This is a genomic window from Streptomyces sp. PL-29, assembly GCF_058344425.1.
In genome coordinates, this window is sequence record NZ_CP136996.1 from 6,116,535 (window position 1) to 6,131,691 (window position 15,157).

15 protein-coding genes and 1 pseudogene are annotated in these 15,157 nt (G+C 71.1%); 6 read left to right on the forward strand and 10 right to left on the reverse strand.

Annotation, left to right across the window (positions count from 1 at the left end; genetic code table 11):
• Positions 1-12: 12 nt before the first annotated feature.
• The 5 genes from R4Z63_RS27955 to R4Z63_RS27975 form a co-directional block, all read right to left on the reverse strand.
• Complete coding sequence (locus R4Z63_RS27955; protein WP_384455816.1) at positions 13-933, reverse strand: amidohydrolase family protein; 921 nt, start codon at positions 931-933, stop codon at positions 13-15.
• A 2-nt stretch (positions 934-935) separates the two neighbouring features.
• Positions 936-1,625 (reverse strand): 4-carboxy-4-hydroxy-2-oxoadipate aldolase/oxaloacetate decarboxylase, encoded by a 690-nt coding sequence (ligK, locus tag R4Z63_RS27960; protein ID WP_384455786.1) that lies wholly within the window; start codon positions 1,623-1,625, stop codon positions 936-938.
• Positions 1,626-1,659: 34 nt separating this feature from the next.
• Entirely contained in the window at positions 1,660-2,685 is a 1,026-nt protein-coding gene (locus R4Z63_RS27965; protein ID WP_384455789.1) for an amidohydrolase family protein, read from the reverse strand.
• Positions 2,686-2,708: 23 nt separating this feature from the next.
• Positions 2,709-3,920, reverse strand: coding sequence for a 4-hydroxybenzoate 3-monooxygenase (locus R4Z63_RS27970; RefSeq protein WP_384455792.1), 1,212 nt, complete (start codon positions 3,918-3,920; stop codon positions 2,709-2,711).
• A gap of 104 nt (positions 3,921-4,024) precedes the next feature.
• Positions 4,025-4,792 (reverse strand): IclR family transcriptional regulator, encoded by a 768-nt coding sequence (locus R4Z63_RS27975; RefSeq protein ID WP_037916232.1) that lies wholly within the window; start codon positions 4,790-4,792, stop codon positions 4,025-4,027.
• Positions 4,793-4,867: 75 nt separating this feature from the next.
• Between R4Z63_RS27975 and R4Z63_RS27980 the strand changes: the two genes are divergently transcribed.
• The 4 genes from R4Z63_RS27980 to R4Z63_RS27995 all read left to right on the forward strand — a co-directional run bounded on the left by R4Z63_RS27980 (position 4,868) and on the right by R4Z63_RS27995 (position 6,898).
• Positions 4,868-5,575: a substrate-binding domain-containing protein gene (locus tag R4Z63_RS27980; protein ID WP_052030046.1), complete on the forward strand. Its 708-nt coding sequence runs from the start codon at positions 4,868-4,870 to the stop codon at positions 5,573-5,575.
• A 160-nt stretch (positions 5,576-5,735) separates the two neighbouring features.
• Positions 5,736-6,095, forward strand: a complete 360-nt coding sequence (locus R4Z63_RS27985; protein WP_384455796.1) for a zinc ribbon domain-containing protein YjdM — start codon at positions 5,736-5,738, stop codon at positions 6,093-6,095.
• A 227-nt stretch (positions 6,096-6,322) separates the two neighbouring features.
• Positions 6,323-6,496, forward strand: a complete 174-nt coding sequence (locus R4Z63_RS27990; protein WP_384455800.1) for a hypothetical protein — start codon at positions 6,323-6,325, stop codon at positions 6,494-6,496.
• 243 nt (positions 6,497-6,739) lie between these two features.
• Positions 6,740-6,898 (forward strand): DUF6126 family protein, encoded by a 159-nt coding sequence (locus R4Z63_RS27995; protein ID WP_172671256.1) that lies wholly within the window; start codon positions 6,740-6,742, stop codon positions 6,896-6,898.
• Between the two features lie 378 nt (positions 6,899-7,276).
• On the opposite strand, the gene R4Z63_RS28000 is transcribed toward R4Z63_RS27995, so the two are convergent.
• Together R4Z63_RS28000 and R4Z63_RS28005 are read right to left on the reverse strand one after the other, a co-directional pair.
• Positions 7,277-7,861, reverse strand: coding sequence for a TerD family protein (locus tag R4Z63_RS28000; protein WP_037916243.1), 585 nt, complete (start codon positions 7,859-7,861; stop codon positions 7,277-7,279).
• 155 nt (positions 7,862-8,016) lie between these two features.
• Positions 8,017-8,469 (reverse strand): annotated as a pseudogene (locus R4Z63_RS28005) (GNAT family N-acetyltransferase); the annotation flags it as partial.
• Positions 8,470-9,316: 847 nt separating this feature from the next.
• Here R4Z63_RS28005 and R4Z63_RS28010 point away from each other — a divergent pair.
• Positions 9,317-10,570 carry a protein-glutamine gamma-glutamyltransferase gene (locus R4Z63_RS28010; protein WP_384455804.1) on the forward strand — a complete coding sequence of 418 codons (1,254 nt, stop codon included), beginning with the start codon at positions 9,317-9,319 and terminating at the stop codon, positions 10,568-10,570.
• A 187-nt stretch (positions 10,571-10,757) separates the two neighbouring features.
• On the opposite strand, the gene R4Z63_RS28015 is transcribed toward R4Z63_RS28010, so the two are convergent.
• The 3 genes from R4Z63_RS28015 to R4Z63_RS28025 all read right to left on the reverse strand — a co-directional run bounded on the left by R4Z63_RS28015 (position 10,758) and on the right by R4Z63_RS28025 (position 12,984).
• Positions 10,758-11,255, reverse strand: coding sequence for an HAD domain-containing protein (locus tag R4Z63_RS28015; RefSeq protein ID WP_384455807.1), 498 nt, complete (start codon positions 11,253-11,255; stop codon positions 10,758-10,760).
• A 257-nt stretch (positions 11,256-11,512) separates the two neighbouring features.
• Complete coding sequence (locus R4Z63_RS28020; RefSeq protein ID WP_384455810.1) at positions 11,513-11,779, reverse strand: hypothetical protein; 267 nt, start codon at positions 11,777-11,779, stop codon at positions 11,513-11,515.
• A gap of 227 nt (positions 11,780-12,006) precedes the next feature.
• Positions 12,007-12,984, reverse strand: a complete 978-nt coding sequence (locus tag R4Z63_RS28025; protein ID WP_236647455.1) for a hypothetical protein — start codon at positions 12,982-12,984, stop codon at positions 12,007-12,009.
• Between the two features lie 667 nt (positions 12,985-13,651).
• On the opposite strand from R4Z63_RS28025, the gene R4Z63_RS28030 reads away from it, so the two are divergent.
• Entirely contained in the window at positions 13,652-14,659 is a 1,008-nt protein-coding gene (locus R4Z63_RS28030; RefSeq protein WP_384455813.1) for an aldo/keto reductase, read from the forward strand.
• The last annotated feature ends 498 nt before the right edge of the window (positions 14,660-15,157 follow it).

A 15,157-nucleotide genomic window follows, 5' to 3' on the forward strand; every position in this document is an offset into this window, starting at 1 on the left:
GCCGTGGGCGAATCAGCCGGCGTCCGGCCAGTACAGGCGCATCGGGTTGTCGACGAGGAGCCTCCACTGCAGGTCCGGCGTCGGTGCGATGTGCGGGATGAAGTCGACGAGCAGACCGTCGTCGGGCATGTGGGAGACGAGGTTCGGGTGCGGCCAGTCCGTGCCCCACAACACCCGGTCGGGGAACTCCCCGACCACGCGCCGGGCGAACGGGACGACGTCGCGGTACGCCTCGGGCTCGCCATCGAGGGCCGGCGGGCCGCTCACCGTGAGCCGCTCCGGGCAGGTGACCTTGCACCAGATGTCGGGCCGGGCCCGCATGAAGTCGAGGAACGCCTCGAACTCGGGGCCGTCCGGGTCCTGGGAGACGTCGGGCCGGCCCATGTGGTCGATGACCAGCGGCACCGGTACGGACAGGAAGAAGTCGCGCAGGACGGCGAGGTCGGCGGCCTCGAAGTAGACGACGACGTGCCACCCGTACGGTGCGATCCGTCCGACGAGGTCCATGAGGTCCTGCCGCGGCGCCGCGTCGACGAGCCGCTTGACGAAGTTGAACCGCACGCCGCGCGTCCCCGCCTCGTGCAACTCGCGCAGCTCCTCGTCGCCGACGTCGGGCCGCACCGTCGCCACTCCCCGGGCCGTTCCCCCCGAAGCCCGCAGCGCGTCGACCATCGCCCGGTTGTCGGCGCCGTGGCAGGTCGCCTGGACCACGACGCTTCGGGCGAAGCCGAGGCGGTCGCGGAGCGCGAAGAGCCGGTCCTTCGACGCGTCGCACGGGGTGTACTTCCGCTCGGGCGCATACGGGAACTCGGCGCCCGGCCCGAAGACGTGGCAGTGCGCGTCGACGGCACCCTCGGGCAGCCGGAAGCGGGGACGGCTCGGATCGGCGTACCAGTCGAGCCATCCGGGGGTCTTCTCGAAGCTCGGCGTCATCATCAGTCCTCGTAGCGCAGCCCGAGCTCGGCCAGCGGGCCGCGCATGCCGTACACGTCCAGGCCGAGGGCGCCCTTGCGGAACCGGGCGCGCTTGGTCTCCTCGTCGGCCTCCCGCCGCGCCGCCGCCTCGGCGACCGCGGCGGCTCGCTCGCGCGGCACCACCACCACGCCGTCGCGGTCGGCCGCGACGACATCGCCGGGCCGGACGAGGGCGTTGGCGCAGACGACCGGGACGTTGACCGAGCCGAGTGTGGCCTTGACCGTGCCCTTGGCGTGGACCGCCCGGGAGAAGACGGGGAAGTCCATGTCCTCCAGGTCGGCCGTGTCCCGTACGCCGCCGTCGATGACCAGCCCCCGGCAGCCGCGTGCGCGGAAGGAGGTGGCGAGCAGCTCGCCGAAGAAGCCGTCCTCGCTCTCGGCCGTGCAGGCGGCCACCACCACGTCCCCGTCCTGGACCTGCTCGGCGGCGACGTGCAGCATCCAGTTGTCGCCGGGCTGGAGCAGCACGGTCACGGCCGTGCCGCACATCCGGGCCGTCGGGTAGACCGGGCGCAGGTAGGGGCGCATCAGGCCGACCCGGCCCATCGCCTCATGGAGGGTCGCGACGCCGAACACGGACAGGGCGGCGACCGTCTCCGGACCGGCCCGGTCGATCTTCGTGTGGACGACGCCGGTCTCGGTGTGTTGCATGGGTGCTCCTCCTGGGGGTCGACGGTCGCGGGGGTCAGCGTTCGGCCGCGGTGAGGCGGGCGGCGAGGCGGGGATGGACGCGCAGGGCATTGCCGGAGTAGACGGCCTCGCGTTCCTCGTCCGAGAGGTACGGGGTGGCGTCGACGTACCGCTTGGTGTCGTCGAAGTGGTGACCGGTGCGCGGGTCGATGTCGCGGACCGCGCCGATCATTTCGCTCGCGAAGAGGACGGACCGGCTGTGGACCACCCTGGTCAGCAGGTCGATGCCGGGCTGGTGGTAGACGCAGGTGTCGAAGAAGACGTTGTCGAACAGCGCCTCCGGATCAGGTCTGCCGAGCGCCGACGCCAGGCCGCGGAACCGCCCCCAGTGGTACGGGACGGCTCCGCCGCCGTGCGGGATGACGAACCGGAGGGTCGGGAAGTCGGCGAACAGGTCGCCCTGGACAAGCTGCATGAACGCCGTGGTGTCCGCGTTCAGGTAGTGCGCGCCGGTGGTGTGGAAGGCGGGATTGCACGAGGTGCTGACGTGGATCATCGCGGGGATGTCGTACTCGGCCATCGCCTCGTAGAGCGGGTACCAGCTGCGGTCCGTCAGGGGCGGTGCGGTCCACTTGCCGCCCGACGGATCCGGGTTGAGGTTGACGGTCACCGCGCCGAGCTCCTCCACCGCGCGGCGCAGCTCGGGCAGGCAGGTCGACGGGGCGGCTCCGGGGGACTGCGGCAGCATCGCTCCCATCGCGAAGCGGTCGGGATAGAGCGTGCTCACGCGGTGGACGAGGTCGTTGCAGATCCGTGCCCACGTCGCGGAGACCTGGAAGTCGCCGATGTGGTGGGCCATGAAGCTGGCCCGCGGGGAGAAGATGGTCAGGTCGATGCCGCGCTCATTCATGAGGCGCAGCTGATGGCCCTCGATCGCCTCCCGCAGGTTCTCGTCGGTGATGAGCAGGTCGTCGGGGTCCGGCGTGTCCGAGGGGGAGCCGACCGCCGCCACCTGCCGGTCCCGCCACCGTGCCAACGGGGGCGGAGCCGTGGTGAAGTGGCCGTGGCAGTCGATGATCATCAGGTCTCCTGGGGTCGTCGGGGTCAGCCGCGGGAACGGACGGGCCAGCCGGTGTACTGCTCGGCGAGATAGGTGCGGCCGGCGCGGGTGCCCAGCACGTTGTCCAACTCGCCCGACTGGCGCCGCAGGTCGAACCCCGAGCCGCCCGGCGGGGTGTGCAGCAGCCGGGTCATCCAGGAGGAGAAGTTCTGCGCCCGCCACAGCCGTTGCAGCGCACGGGGCTGGTAGGCGTCGAGCGCGCCCACGCCCGCCGGTCCGAGCGCCCGCAGGAGCACCTCCGCCAGCACCTTGACGTCGTGCAGCGCGAGGTTGAGCCCGCGGGCGCCGGTCGGCGGCACGGTGTGGGCGGCATCACCGGCGAGCGCCATGGACCCCCAGCGCATCGGCTCCTGCACGAACGAGCGGAACCGCAGTACCGTCTTCTCCAGGACCGGCCCCTCCTTGAGCCGGAAACCGTCCTCGCCGGCCACTCGGGCCTGGAGCGTCTCCCAGATACGGTCCTGCGGCCAGGCGTCGACGGATTCGTCGGGCGAGCACTGGAAGTACATCCGCTGCACGGTCTCGGTCCGCTGGCTGATCAGTGCGAAGCCGTGCTCGGAGTGGGCGTAGACGAGCTCCGGCGCGCTCGCCGGCGCCTGGGCCATGATGCCGAACCAGGCGAAGGGGTACTCCTTGCCGTACCGCACCCGCCGGTCTGCGGGCACGAGGTCGCGGCACATGCTGCGCGATCCGTCCGCGCCGACCACGTACCGCGCACGGATCTCGTGCCGGGATCCGTCGGCGGCGGTGTACCGGACGCGCGGAGCGGTGGTCGTGATGTCGAGCGCCTCGGTGTCGGAGACACCGAAGTGGACCGTGCCGCCGTCGCGTTGCCGTGCGTCGGCCAGGTCGATGAACACGTCGGTCTGCGGGTAGAGCCAGACGGACTCGCCGACCAGCGCCTTGAAGTCGATCCGGTGGGCCCGGCCGCCGAACCGCACCTCGATGCCTTCGTGTTCGCGTCCCTCGCGCAGGATCCGGTCGCAGACGCCGGTCTCCACGAGGTCCCGGGCCGCATCGGCCTCCAGGATCCCGGCCCGCTGAGTCGCCTCGATCTCGCGCCGGGTACGGGTGTCGACCACGATCGTGTCGACTCCGGCGCGGCCCAGCCGGTGCGCCAGCATCAGGCCGGCCGGGCCGGCGCCGATGACTGCGACGGGAACCGAGGCAACGGTATCGACGACGGCGTCGGCCATGACATCTCCTGAGCGACTGTGATCCTTGCGAACACGTCGAACGGTGACACCCGGGGCGTCGGTCCGTCTCCGGCCCTTCCGTCAGGCGGAAGCGCGCAGAGACATCAGGCAGAGCGGCGGGTACGCCGGCCCAGTTCGTCGGAGATTGCGTACGCGGCCCGCAGGAGCGGGTCCCGCAGTCCCCGCGCGCGGCTCGCTCCGCGGGCCGTGAACACGATTCCCAACGTGGCGGAGACCGGCCCGTTGCGGCCGATCCGTACGGGAGCGGCCACCGCGACCGTGCTCTGCGAGAGCTGCCGGTCGCTGACGAAGACCTGTTCGCGGCGGATGCGGTCCAACTGCGCCCGCAGCGTCTTCGGGTCGGTGACGGTGTGCGGGGTCCAGGCCCGCAGCGGCGCTGCGAGGACCTCCTCCTGGATGTCCGGCGGCGCATGGGCCAGCAGCACCCGCCCCATCCCGGTGGAGCCGATCGGGAAACGGGTTCCCACCATGGTCAGCAGCTCCACCGAGCGGTGCCCGGCGATCCGCTCGATGAAGACGAGCTCCGTGCCCTCACGTACCGCGAGTTGGACGTTCTCGTGCGTCGCCTCGTAGAGGTCCTGCATGAACGGCAGCGCCACATCGCGCAGGATCTGGGTGCGCGGGCATCCCGAGGCGATCTCCCACAGCCTCAGCCCGACGTGCCAGGAGCCGTCCTCCCCGCGCTCCAGCGCCCCCCACCCCGCCAGCTCGGCGACCACCCGGTGCGCCGTGCTCAGGGCCAGGCCGGTGCGCTGGGCGATCTCCGACAGGGTCTGCGACGGGTGCTCGCGGTCGAAGGCCGCGAGGACGTCGAGGACTTTGCCAGCTGCTGTGCTCCGGGGTGCGCTCACGCGGTCAGTCTCGCAAACCGGCGTTGAGCGGCCCGCGCCGAGCGCCGTACCATCTGCCGGACACAGGGAGGTGACGTGAACGGAGTGATCTCCGGGCTGTCCTCGATGGCGACGCGGCCGCTGCTGGCCGAGCTGACCGAGCACATCCGGCTCGTGCACGGGCTTCCCGTGTGCTTCGAGGCCGCCGGCGGGGTCGAGATCGCACGGCGGGTGCGCGAGGGCGCCGAGGCCGATCTGCTCGTGCTCGCCGACGGAGCGCTGGCCGTGCTGGAGAAGGAGGGGTACCTCCTGGCCGGCACGGCGCGACCGCTGTGGATCTCCCAGGTCGTCGCCGCCGTGCCGGAGGGCTCACCCGTTCCGGAGCTCGACTCGGAATCCGACCTGCGGGCCGTTCTGCGGTCCGCGAAGAAGATCGCCTACTCCACCGGTCCCAGTGGGACGGCCCTGATCGCTCTGATCGGCCGGCTGGGTCTCGCCGACACGCTCGCAGGCCGGTTCGTCCAGGCACCTCCGGGCGTGCCCGTCGGTAGCCTGCTGTCCTCGGGCCGGGCCGACCTGGCGTTTCAGCAGCTCAGCGAGCTGATGGACCTGCCGGACGTCGTCATCGCCGGACCGCTGCCCGGTGACACCAGCATCACATCGACCTTCGGTGGAGGGGTACTGGCCTCAGCCGCCCGGCCGGACCTCGCTCTGGAAGTCCTCGACCTCTTCGCTTCCGGGACGGGATCCAGGGCCGCCCGGGCCAGGGGCATGCGGGCCTGGGGGGACAGCTCCGCCGGATGAGCTGCGGGGTCCGGCAGGCCTCCGATGAACCGGTCGGACGCCCCGAGCCACTCTGGATGTGGCGAATTGCAGAAGTCTGCAATTCGGATATCCTGATCCGCCCATCGCGCCGGCGCCTCCAGGGGCCCGCGTGCGTTCGCACCGAGCTAGGACAGAACAGATGACGGCGAGCCTGCCCCCGTGCCCGAGGTGCTCCAGTGAGTACACCTATGAGATGAACGCTCTGATGGTCTGCCCGGAGTGCGCCCACGAGTGGGTTCCCGCCGCGGCGGGGGCGGATGACGCAAGCGCCTCCGGGGTTCGCGTGGTCCGGGACTCCGTCGGGAACGTGCTGAGCGACGGCGATGCCGTGACGGTCGTCAAGGCGCTCAAGGTCAAGGGCAGCCCGTCGGGGATCAAGGCGGGCACCAAGGTGCGCAACATCCGCCTGGTCGACGGGGTGGACGGCCATGACATCGACTGCAGGATCGACGGCTTCGGCGCCATGCAGCTCAAGTCGAGTGTGGTCAAGAAGGCCTGACCCCTTGCCCGCGGAGTGCTCGCACGGGCTCGGGGCGGCTCGGGCGGACGCCCCGGTCGCTGTGGGAGGGTCGGCCGCGGTCGGGACCCGGTGGCAGTCGGCCCGTCGGCGGGTCCATCGGATCTGCTGACCAGGCTCACCCTGCGCTTCCCGGCGGGCCGGCAGGCGCTAGACTTGCAGAGTTATGCAATTCGCAAGGTCTTGATCCGGAGGGTGGGGGCGGGAGCGTGGCCGGGTTCGAGGAAGCCGTGCAGGAGCGGGTCCGCACGGCGCGGGCCCGTCTCCGGGCCGCGAAGCAGGACGGCGATGCCTTCGAGGAGGCGCTGGCCGAGGACGAGCTCGAGGACGCGCTGCGCATGGCTCGCGATCACGACGTGGCCGAGGACGGCGGCAGCCGGTGAACCGGACCGCGTCACCGGCGCGTGCTGTGCCGCGCTGGGGGCGCGGCATCCCCGCGGGTGTGCGGCGACGGGACCGGTGTGCGAGCGCGGTGGGACGGTGCCGCTGCTGCCGCGCTCGGTACGGGCCGCTCGTGGGCGCACCGAACAGCCGCCGGCCCTCTTCGGCCCGGAGGGCGCCGCTGCTCCGTGCGGGGCGCCCGCGCACCCGCTCCGGGCGCCGTACACCAGGAAGGAACCCACACGATGACGGACGATGACCCCCGGGCGAAGCCTGCGGCGGACCAGGAGAAGTGGAAAGAGCAGGGCGTCGCGCTGCGCGCCTTCTTCTACATCTTCGGCACGCACGTGTTCGCCGGGTTCATCTGGCTGCTCTTCTACCTGGGCGAGCACGCCCCGAAGTGAGACCACCGCCGTCCGACAGCGATGCGGCCCTGCCGTCCCCAGGCCTCCGGCCCGGACGCGTCCGTCGAGGAGGTACCGGTCCGCGTTACGGGTGAAAGCCCCTGACGGCACCTGCCCACGGGTTCGGACAGCACGCGAAGCTCTGCAGACGTGGAGCGACGTATGGCTTCGGGCAGCACGGAGCCCCTGTCAAGAGCCTGGCAGGGGCCCCTGCGGCCGAGAGCCGTGGAAGGCCGGGCCCGTGCCGGGCCTGAGCCAGAGCCGGTCTGCACCGGGACGGCACGGCCTGAGCGCGAACCTCCTGCGACAACGGTTCCGCCGACGGCCGCGGTGCCGCGGTGCCGCTGTCACAGTGAGGCCGCGCTGACAGGACCTCCGCTACTTGCTCATGGCGAAGCGCATCAGGGCGTGCTCGTCCCCCTGCTTGATCTTCCCGGTCTCATTGATCACCTGGAGTTTCCAGCCCGCGCCGTCCCTGGTCGCCTTGGCCACGGCGCACCCGTTGTCGGTGGTGAGCAGGCTCGGCCAGATGTCGGCGACCTGCTGGGTGCTGCCGCCCGTCGCGTCGTACACCTTGAAGCTGATGTTCCGGGCGTTCTGGAAGGCGCTGCGCTTCTTGTACGCGGCGGCGATGAACACGATGGAGGTGATGTTGGACGGTACCTGGTCGAGCGCGACGGTCACCGTCTCGTCATCGCCGTCGCCGTGCCCGGTCTGGTTGTCTCCGCTGTGCACCAACGAGCCGTTGCCCAGCGGGTCCAGGGAGTCAAGCCCGGCCAGTCGCACCGGCTCGGCACCCGACATGGCGATGGCGATGAGGTCGAGGTCCGTGCCGGTCTTCTGACGGATCTTCCCCAGCAGCCCGCCGCTACTGCCGACGGTGGGGTCCCAGGACACTCCGATGGACAGATGGGTCACCCCGTCCAGATCCGCCGGGCCGTCTTCCTTCTTGAGCGTGATCATGCTCGATCCTCTTGTCGGTCGAGGGGCTGTTACACGTGAAGTGTGCCTTGAGCCTCGTTATCACCTCCACCTGGTCCCGGTTCTGCGGCCATGCGGCGCGCAGTCGCCCGACGGGTTCGACGGCGCCCCTGTCCAGGTGAGCGTCCGTCTTCGTCCGGGCGCCACACGTACCGGATGTCCGGCTCGCGTTCCTCGTTGCGGTGACCGTCGGTGCACTCGCCCGCGGCGAAGCCGTGCCGCTCGTAGAAGCGCCGCGCCGACGCGTTGACCCGGAACGTCCATAGCGTCAGACCGGCTGGACGACGCTGCTTGGCCAGGTCCACCAGGCGTCCGCCGATCCCCTGTCCCTGCCAGGCCGGATCGAGGTAGAGCTGCTCCAGAGCCCCACCTTCCAGCACCATCATCCCGACGACCGAGCATGCGACCGTCGCCACCCAGGTCTCCTGTCCGGGCACGACCACCTCCCGGAACCAGGCCCGGACCTCGTCGTCCGTATGCGCCCGGCGCATGCTCGGAAGCGCCGCCGTGAAGGAGCGCAGCCACACCTCGGCCACCGCGGCGGCATCGGAGTCGACCGCACGGCGGACGACAACATTGTTGATCTCCACGGCGACGCATGCTCGCAGACGCACGATGCGTCCCGCATCCGGATTCTCGGCGGCGTGCGGACCGGCGTGGAGCGGGCCGTGAGGTCACGAGTACGTCGCGGAGATCCCGGCGCGATCGGTCTTCTGATACTCGGTCACCTGCCCGGGGAAACGGAAGAGCCGACCCTTCGGTCGAGTCGGATTCAACCATTTCCAGGATCGTGCGTATCTGCCGTGGGACTTGGAGAGGGCTTTACCGGCCGTTCTGAGGAAGGCGACGGCTCGTGACGGAGCCGGGCCGGCAGTGAGCCGACCGAGGTTGGAAAGGGAGAGTGGCGAAGACCGTGCGGTCAATCCGAAGGGCAGAGCCACCTCATTCCGGAGTTCCACACACGTCGGCCGGAGCGCCCGTGCCGGTATCGCGGCTGCCGCCCGACATTCCCCGTCGCGGTTGACGGCGCCGCCCCAGGCCTTTGCGCGGGGCTTTCGGGGCGGCCGACTCCGGGCGCGCCACGGCTCGTGCGGGGGGACGGAAGAACGCCGCCGGCGGGCGTACCGACTCGGGGCAGAGCCCGACCCGCATGACCGAATACCACCCCACCGGGCAGCTGGCCGAATGTGGAGCCGCAGTGTTGTCGAGGAATCGGCGCCGGGACAGGATCACTTCTCGCACGAACTGACCGTCCATTCCGAAATGGGCGCAGGGCCGGTGAAACCCCGGCCGGTGTCGGTCTCTTGGTCGCTCCCGGACGCAGCGGAGAAATGAGGGAACGGGGAGCGGGCCGGCTCGGTCAGTCCGTTACTCCTGCTGCGCAGACACCAGCCGTTCTCTCATTCCGCTTTTCAACAAAGGGAAACTCAGGATTTCATGTACAAACGTTCAGGGTTCCTCGCCCTCACCACGGTGGGCATCGTGCTGTGCACCGCCGGGCTCGCGCCGTCCGTCAGTCAGGCAGCCGGCACTCCCGGCGACGTGAAGGGCTCCTATGCCGACCGGCACGGCCTGACAGCCGATGACGTCCGACTCATCAACGCGCTGAACGAAGCGGCCATGGACATCGGCCGGCCGGACAAGACCCCCGGCGGGGACCTGCCGAGCGCCACCGAGTCCCTCAGGTCCTCGGCCGCGGCCGGCGCCAGGGTGACGCCGCCCGCCGAGCCGCTGGACCGCATGCCCGACGCGTACCGGGCCTACGGAGGCAGGGCCACGACCGGCATCAGCAATTACATACGCAAGTGGCAGCAGGCCTACAGCCACCGCGACGGGCGAGTGCAGCAGATGACCGAACGGCAGCGGGAGCAGCTCTCCTACGGGTGCGTGGGTGTCACCTGGGTCAATTCGGGCTTCTACCCGACGAACAGACTGGCCTTCGCGTCCTTCGACGAGGAGAAGCATCGGCGCGCCCTGGAGAACACCAGCCCCCGGCCGGGCGAGACGCGGGCCGAGTTCGAGGGGCGCGTCGCCAAGCAGAGCTTCGACGAGACGAAGGGCTTCAACCGGGCCCGAGAAGTGGCATCCGTCATCAACCGGTCTCTGGAAAACGCCCATGACGAGAGCACGTATCTGAGCAACCTCAAGGCAGAGCTCACCAAGAACGGCGACGCTCTCGCCGCCGAAGGCAGCCGTTCGAACTTCTACGCGGCCCTGCGGAACACCCCGTCCTTCAAGGACTGGAACGGGGGCAACCACGACCCGTCCAGGATGAAGGCGGTCATCTACTCGAAGCACTTCTGGAGCGGGCAGGACCCCAGGAGTTCCTCGGACAAGCGGAAGTACGGCGACCCCGATGCGTTCCGCCCCGACCGGAACACGGGCCTCGTCGACATGTCGAAGGACAGGAACACCTCACGCAGCCCCGCCGGGCCGGGTGAGAGCTACGTCAACTTCGACTACGGCTGGTTCGGGGAGCAGAAGGAAGCACACCCTGACCAGACCATATGGACCCATGCGAACCACTATCACTCGCCCGAAGGCGGCATGGGGCCCATGAAGGTGTACGAGAGCAAGTTCCGCAGCTGGTCCTCCGGATACGCCGACTTCGACCGCGGAACCTACGTCATCACCTTCATACCCAAGCACTGGAACACCGCACCCGCCCAGGTGAAGCAGGGCTGGCCGTAGGGGCTGGCCCCCGTTCGTCGAAGGTCTGCCGTTGCCTCCGTTGCCGGTGACACCACCCCAAGGGGATGCGTCCGGCGCGGGGAGAGAGCCACGCCGACTCCGGAGGCGGGGGGCTGCGCTGCGGGGCCGCCATGAAGCTCATGGGGCCCCGCCCCCGTCGCTTCCCGTGGGCCACTGTGGGGCAGTCTCACGCGGCCCGCAGCCATCGGTCGAGGACCGTGAAGTCTTCGCCTGTGAGGCCGCGGGACGACGCGACGCGGTGGAGGAGGGCCGGGGCGCGGTGGCGGGCGGACACCCAGTCCCGATCGGCATCGGTGATCTCGTCGTCAACCCAGGCGAACGGGCGTCCGTCCGCCCACGAGACCAGGGTTCGGGTCTTCCAGTGGAGCCCGAACCACTTGTCCTCGCGTTCCTGCGCGTCGGAGGTCTCCGGCCAGCGCACGACCGGCAGGGGTGGCAGGCCGAGTTCGGGTGCCATGTCGGTGTTCGCCGCTTCCTCCCAGGTGGTGGCCCAGACCAGCTCGCACGGCAGTGCAGCGAGGCGAGGCCCGATGCTCGGGTCGAGCCGCGTCAGGAACGCATCGGTCGCGGTGCCCGACAGAGCGCCCCGCGGGCCGCCGCCGAACGGCAGGAGAGGTCCGTCGACGTCCAGGAACAGCAGCGGGCGTTCGCTGCGCTCACTCACGTCCCTGCCTCCTTTCGCCCCGGCAGGCACCGTCCGCGTCGACCCTGCTCGGCACGGGCGTGCCGGCCGGCCCCGCGCTGAGGCGCGGACCCACGATGACCGGAAGTCGATCACTCGGGACTGTACGGCCTCCACCTTCCGCGCAGCGCCCTCCCCGGTCCGATCCATGGGGATCGAGTCCTGTTCGCCGCATTCCTCGGGCAGGCCCTGCGCGGTGCCTCTTGCCGGCAGGGCGGCGATCTCCAGGGGCGACGCGGTCAGGAGGTGGCTGCGTACCCGCGTCGTTGCACGATCCGCCGGTGGACGGGCGGTGTCAGCACGGCGCCCACGATGAAGCCGAGCACCACGCTCCGGCTCGCGGTCGCGATGGTCCCGATGACGGCGCACAGGATCACGCCGGTTACGGCCAGGCCCGTGACCTTGAACCGCTGGGGTTGCTGGCCGAGCCATTTAACCGTCGAGAGAGCCGTGAGACAGGCGGTGGAGCCGAAAGCCGCCGACGCCAGAGCGGTCAGAGTGTTCATCCCTGAACCTTTCGCACTCGGGAGCCGGCACGTCCCTCCGGCCGTAGCGGTCGGCCGCACGCACTCCCGGTTCGGGATCACTGGGCTGCCGGTCTGTTGACCTGCAGTATCCGTCGCCGGAGCGGGCGCCGCCGCCATGAGGGCCGTTTTCGGCCACGGCTGGCGGCGGCGAAGGAGCGGTGGTCGAGGCGCGGTGGGTCGTGATCTCCGGGCCGTCCGGCGCCGGTTCAGCCCTCCGGCTCCGTCACCCGCAGCTGCCGCAGCAGGCCGCCGTAGTCCTCGTCGTCGTCACTGATGAAGATCGGGAAGGCGCCGGACACCAGCGCGACGCCCTCGACCTTGAGCCCCGAGCTCCGGGCCAGCATCCTCGGAGGGGCGACCGGAACCAGCTCCGCACCGAGGGGCCCGCCCCGCCGGACCGTGGCCGCGTGGTACACGGCACTGTCGAACGGGCCGAGGTCACCGGGGTCGTACGCGGACGAGAGGTAGAGATTGCCCTTCGCGTCGATGTCGAGGCCCGAGGCCGGGCGTGCACCGGGGGGCTCGGGTGCGGTGAACGAGACCGACGTCCAGGTCCCGCCGAACGTGATCGCACCGTTCCTGCCGACCTTCAGGCGGGTCATGTTGATGCGGGTGGTGTCGCTGCCCTGCGCCCGCTCGGCGTACACGAAGTAGTCCCGCCCGCCGACCGTCGCGACGGCCGTCGCCTCGACGTTGACCAGTGGCTCGGGTGTCTTCGGCCAGGGCACCGAGCCCGCGATCTCGACGTTGAGGTCCTTGTCCCACCGGGCGAGGTAGATGGTGGGGTCGGGGTCGTCGCCGTCGGCGTTGCTCTCCACCAGCAGCGCCTCGTCCCGGCCGGGCAGTCTGGCGATGCTCTCCAGGTCGTTCGGCACGGTGGGGAAGGCCACGTGAAGCTCTTCGACGGAGATGCCGTCGGGGTCGACCGGCGTCCGCACGATCGAAAGGCGGGGAAGGTCGCGTTCGGCGTCGTTGTCCCTCGCGTCGTGGCAGACCAGGAAGACCTCTCGTGGCTGCGTCTCCCGCCCCGGGCCGGTGGACCTGCGCTCGGTGGCGAGCCAGGCGATGCCGCTGAACTCGCGCGGCGCCCTGACCCGGCTGTCGTCGGGGGGCGAGACGCCGGCGGAGCGCTCGACGCCGCACGCGGCCAGCGCGAGGAGGTTCAGTCCTACGAAGGTCGACAACAGAGCGCGTGTCCGAAACCGACGTGCCATCGTGTGTCCTTCCGTTGCGTGGCGGGTGCCGTCCCGGATTCCGCCCCGCTCGGGGACGCTAGGACGGGGACTGTCGACTTCCCGCCAGGCACCGCCGGGAAGTCACCGGTCTGGCGGTGTGGTGGGGCCGGGTCCGGGTGCGGGTCCGCTCGCCCGCGCCGCCGTCCTCCGTGCTCCTGCCCGGGCCGCGCCCGCCCCCGGTGCTGACCCTGACCGCGGGGGAGTCCGGGCCCTTCGTCGCCCCGTGGCCGGGGTGTGTCGCCCGGGAGCCGCCCTCGGACCACGAGTACGCCCGGACATCGCCAAAGCCTCCCGCGGCAAGGGGCGTTGTCCGGTCATTGATCGGCTGATGGACGCCCTCCCCGACGGACGGTCAGCTGGCATGCTGAGCAGCCGGACCCCCGTCCCCTCCCCTTGGAGAGCAGTGTGGATCTGAGCGCCACCGACGGCCCCGCCATCGTGCAGGCGGCCGACCGGACCGTCTCCGTACGGCACGAGGCGGGGTGCGTGCAGTGACCTCGGCCGAAGCCGGCGGGCCGGGCCCGGCCCGCCACCCGTACCCGTCGATCCCGGTCCGCGGCGCCGTTCGGCCCGGTCACCGCGTCGGTCGGTGGCACCACCGCGAAACGGCTGTTCGGTGAGCCGGAGGACCAGGCTCTTCCGGCCGACCGGGCAGCGGCTCGGAGCCGTGGGCCTCGGCTGCGCCGGTATGAGCCCCTGGATGTACGTCCGCCCGCACTCCGACGACCGGGCCTGGGCCGAGCTCCTGAACGCGGCCGTCGACCTGGGAGCCACGCTCCTGGACACCGCCGGCGTGTACGGAGAGGGCCACAACGAGACGCTGATCGGGCGGGCCGTCGCCCCCCGGCGGCACGAGGTGTTCCTCGCCACCAAGGTCGGCCTGGTCGTGGACGACCTCGCCACCATGACCCTGCACCGCGACGGCAGGCCGGCGCACCTGCGCGATGCGGTCGAGGCGAGCCTGCGCCGCCTGCGTACCGACACCGTGGACCTGTGCTACCTGCACCGCGTCGACCCGGCCGTCCCCCTGGAGGACAGCTGGGGCGTCCTCGCCGCGATGGTGGCCGAGGGCAAGATCGCCCGCCTCGGCCTCTCGGACGTTCGCATCCGGCAGGCCGAACAGGCACATCGCATCCACCCCGTCGCCGCCGTCCAGTCCGAGCTCTCGCTCTGGTCCCGGCAGGCGCTCGGCGGCCGGGACCCCGAGGAGGACATCGTCGGCTGGTGCGCCCGCAACGGCGCCCTGTTCGTCCCCTTCTCGCCCCTGGGGCGCGGATTCCTCACCGGGACCATCACACCGGACACCCGTTTCCCGTCCGAAGACCTGCGTGCTCGTCATCCGCGTTTCACCGCTCGGGCCCGCGCGGCGAACCAGCGGATCCTCACCCCGCTGCGCGAGGTCGCGGACCGACACGGCGCCACCCCGGCCCAGGTGGCGCTCGCCTGGGTCCTCGCTCAGGGCGACCACGTCATCCCCGTGCCCGGCACCACCCGCCTGACGTACCTGCGGGCCAACGTCGCGGCGGCGAACCTGCACCTGACGGCCCAGGACCTCGCCGACCTCGACCGCACACCGGAGGCGGCCGAGGGCCACCCCTGCGACACCCTCGGGTCGAGGGTGTGACACGTCGCGGGGCCGGGGAGGACTCCTCCGCCCCGCTGTCCCCCCAGGCGCGGAACACCCCGGTGCGCCGGGGCGACCGGCGGGCACGGCACGGTTGCCCCACTGGCCCGTCGATCCGCGGCAGGGGACGCGGGTGCGGAACCTGTCGTCCCGGTCCGCGCGGGCGCGGGCCGGGAACCGGCGCGGACTCCTGATGCCTGAGCGGGCGGTCCTCGTCCGGGCCCACACCCAGGAGCCCCACACCCAGGAGCCCCACCAGCGGGAATCCGCCCTCTGCGGGTGCTGAGCCCGTTCACCTCCCGTGCCGAGGGGTCGCCTCCGGAGCGATCCGGAGGCGACCCCTCGGCCGTTCCCGGTCCCGGTGGGGCGGGTGGTGATCCGCCGTTGATCGGCCGTAGAGCCGGGGCGGGGACCATCGGCAGCAAGGGGAACAACGGCTCGAAGGTCACCACCGGTCGAAGCCGCTCCCGGCGGGCCGTACGGCCTCCGGGTCCCTCG

Bases quoted from the DNA above. Each gene is read 5' to 3' on its own strand.
- R4Z63_RS27955 (WP_384455816.1), bottom strand. From the start codon at position 933: ATGACGCCGAGCTTCGAGAAGACCCCCGGATGGCTCGACTGGTACGCC.
- ligK (WP_384455786.1), bottom strand. From the start codon at position 1,625: ATGCAACACACCGAGACCGGCGTCGTCCACACGAAGATCGACCGGGCC.
- R4Z63_RS27965 (WP_384455789.1), bottom strand. From the start codon at position 2,685: ATGATCATCGACTGCCACGGCCACTTCACCACGGCTCCGCCCCCGTTG.
- R4Z63_RS27970 (WP_384455792.1), bottom strand. From the start codon at position 3,920: ATGGCCGACGCCGTCGTCGATACCGTTGCCTCGGTTCCCGTCGCAGTC.
- R4Z63_RS27985 (WP_384455796.1), top strand. From the start codon at position 5,736: ATGACGGCGAGCCTGCCCCCGTGCCCGAGGTGCTCCAGTGAGTACACC.
- R4Z63_RS27995 (WP_172671256.1), top strand. From the start codon at position 6,740: ATGACGGACGATGACCCCCGGGCGAAGCCTGCGGCGGACCAGGAGAAG.
- R4Z63_RS28000 (WP_037916243.1), bottom strand. From the start codon at position 7,861: ATGATCACGCTCAAGAAGGAAGACGGCCCGGCGGATCTGGACGGGGTG.
- R4Z63_RS28010 (WP_384455804.1), top strand. From the start codon at position 9,317: ATGTACAAACGTTCAGGGTTCCTCGCCCTCACCACGGTGGGCATCGTG.
- R4Z63_RS28020 (WP_384455810.1), bottom strand. From the start codon at position 11,779: ATGAACACTCTGACCGCTCTGGCGTCGGCGGCTTTCGGCTCCACCGCC.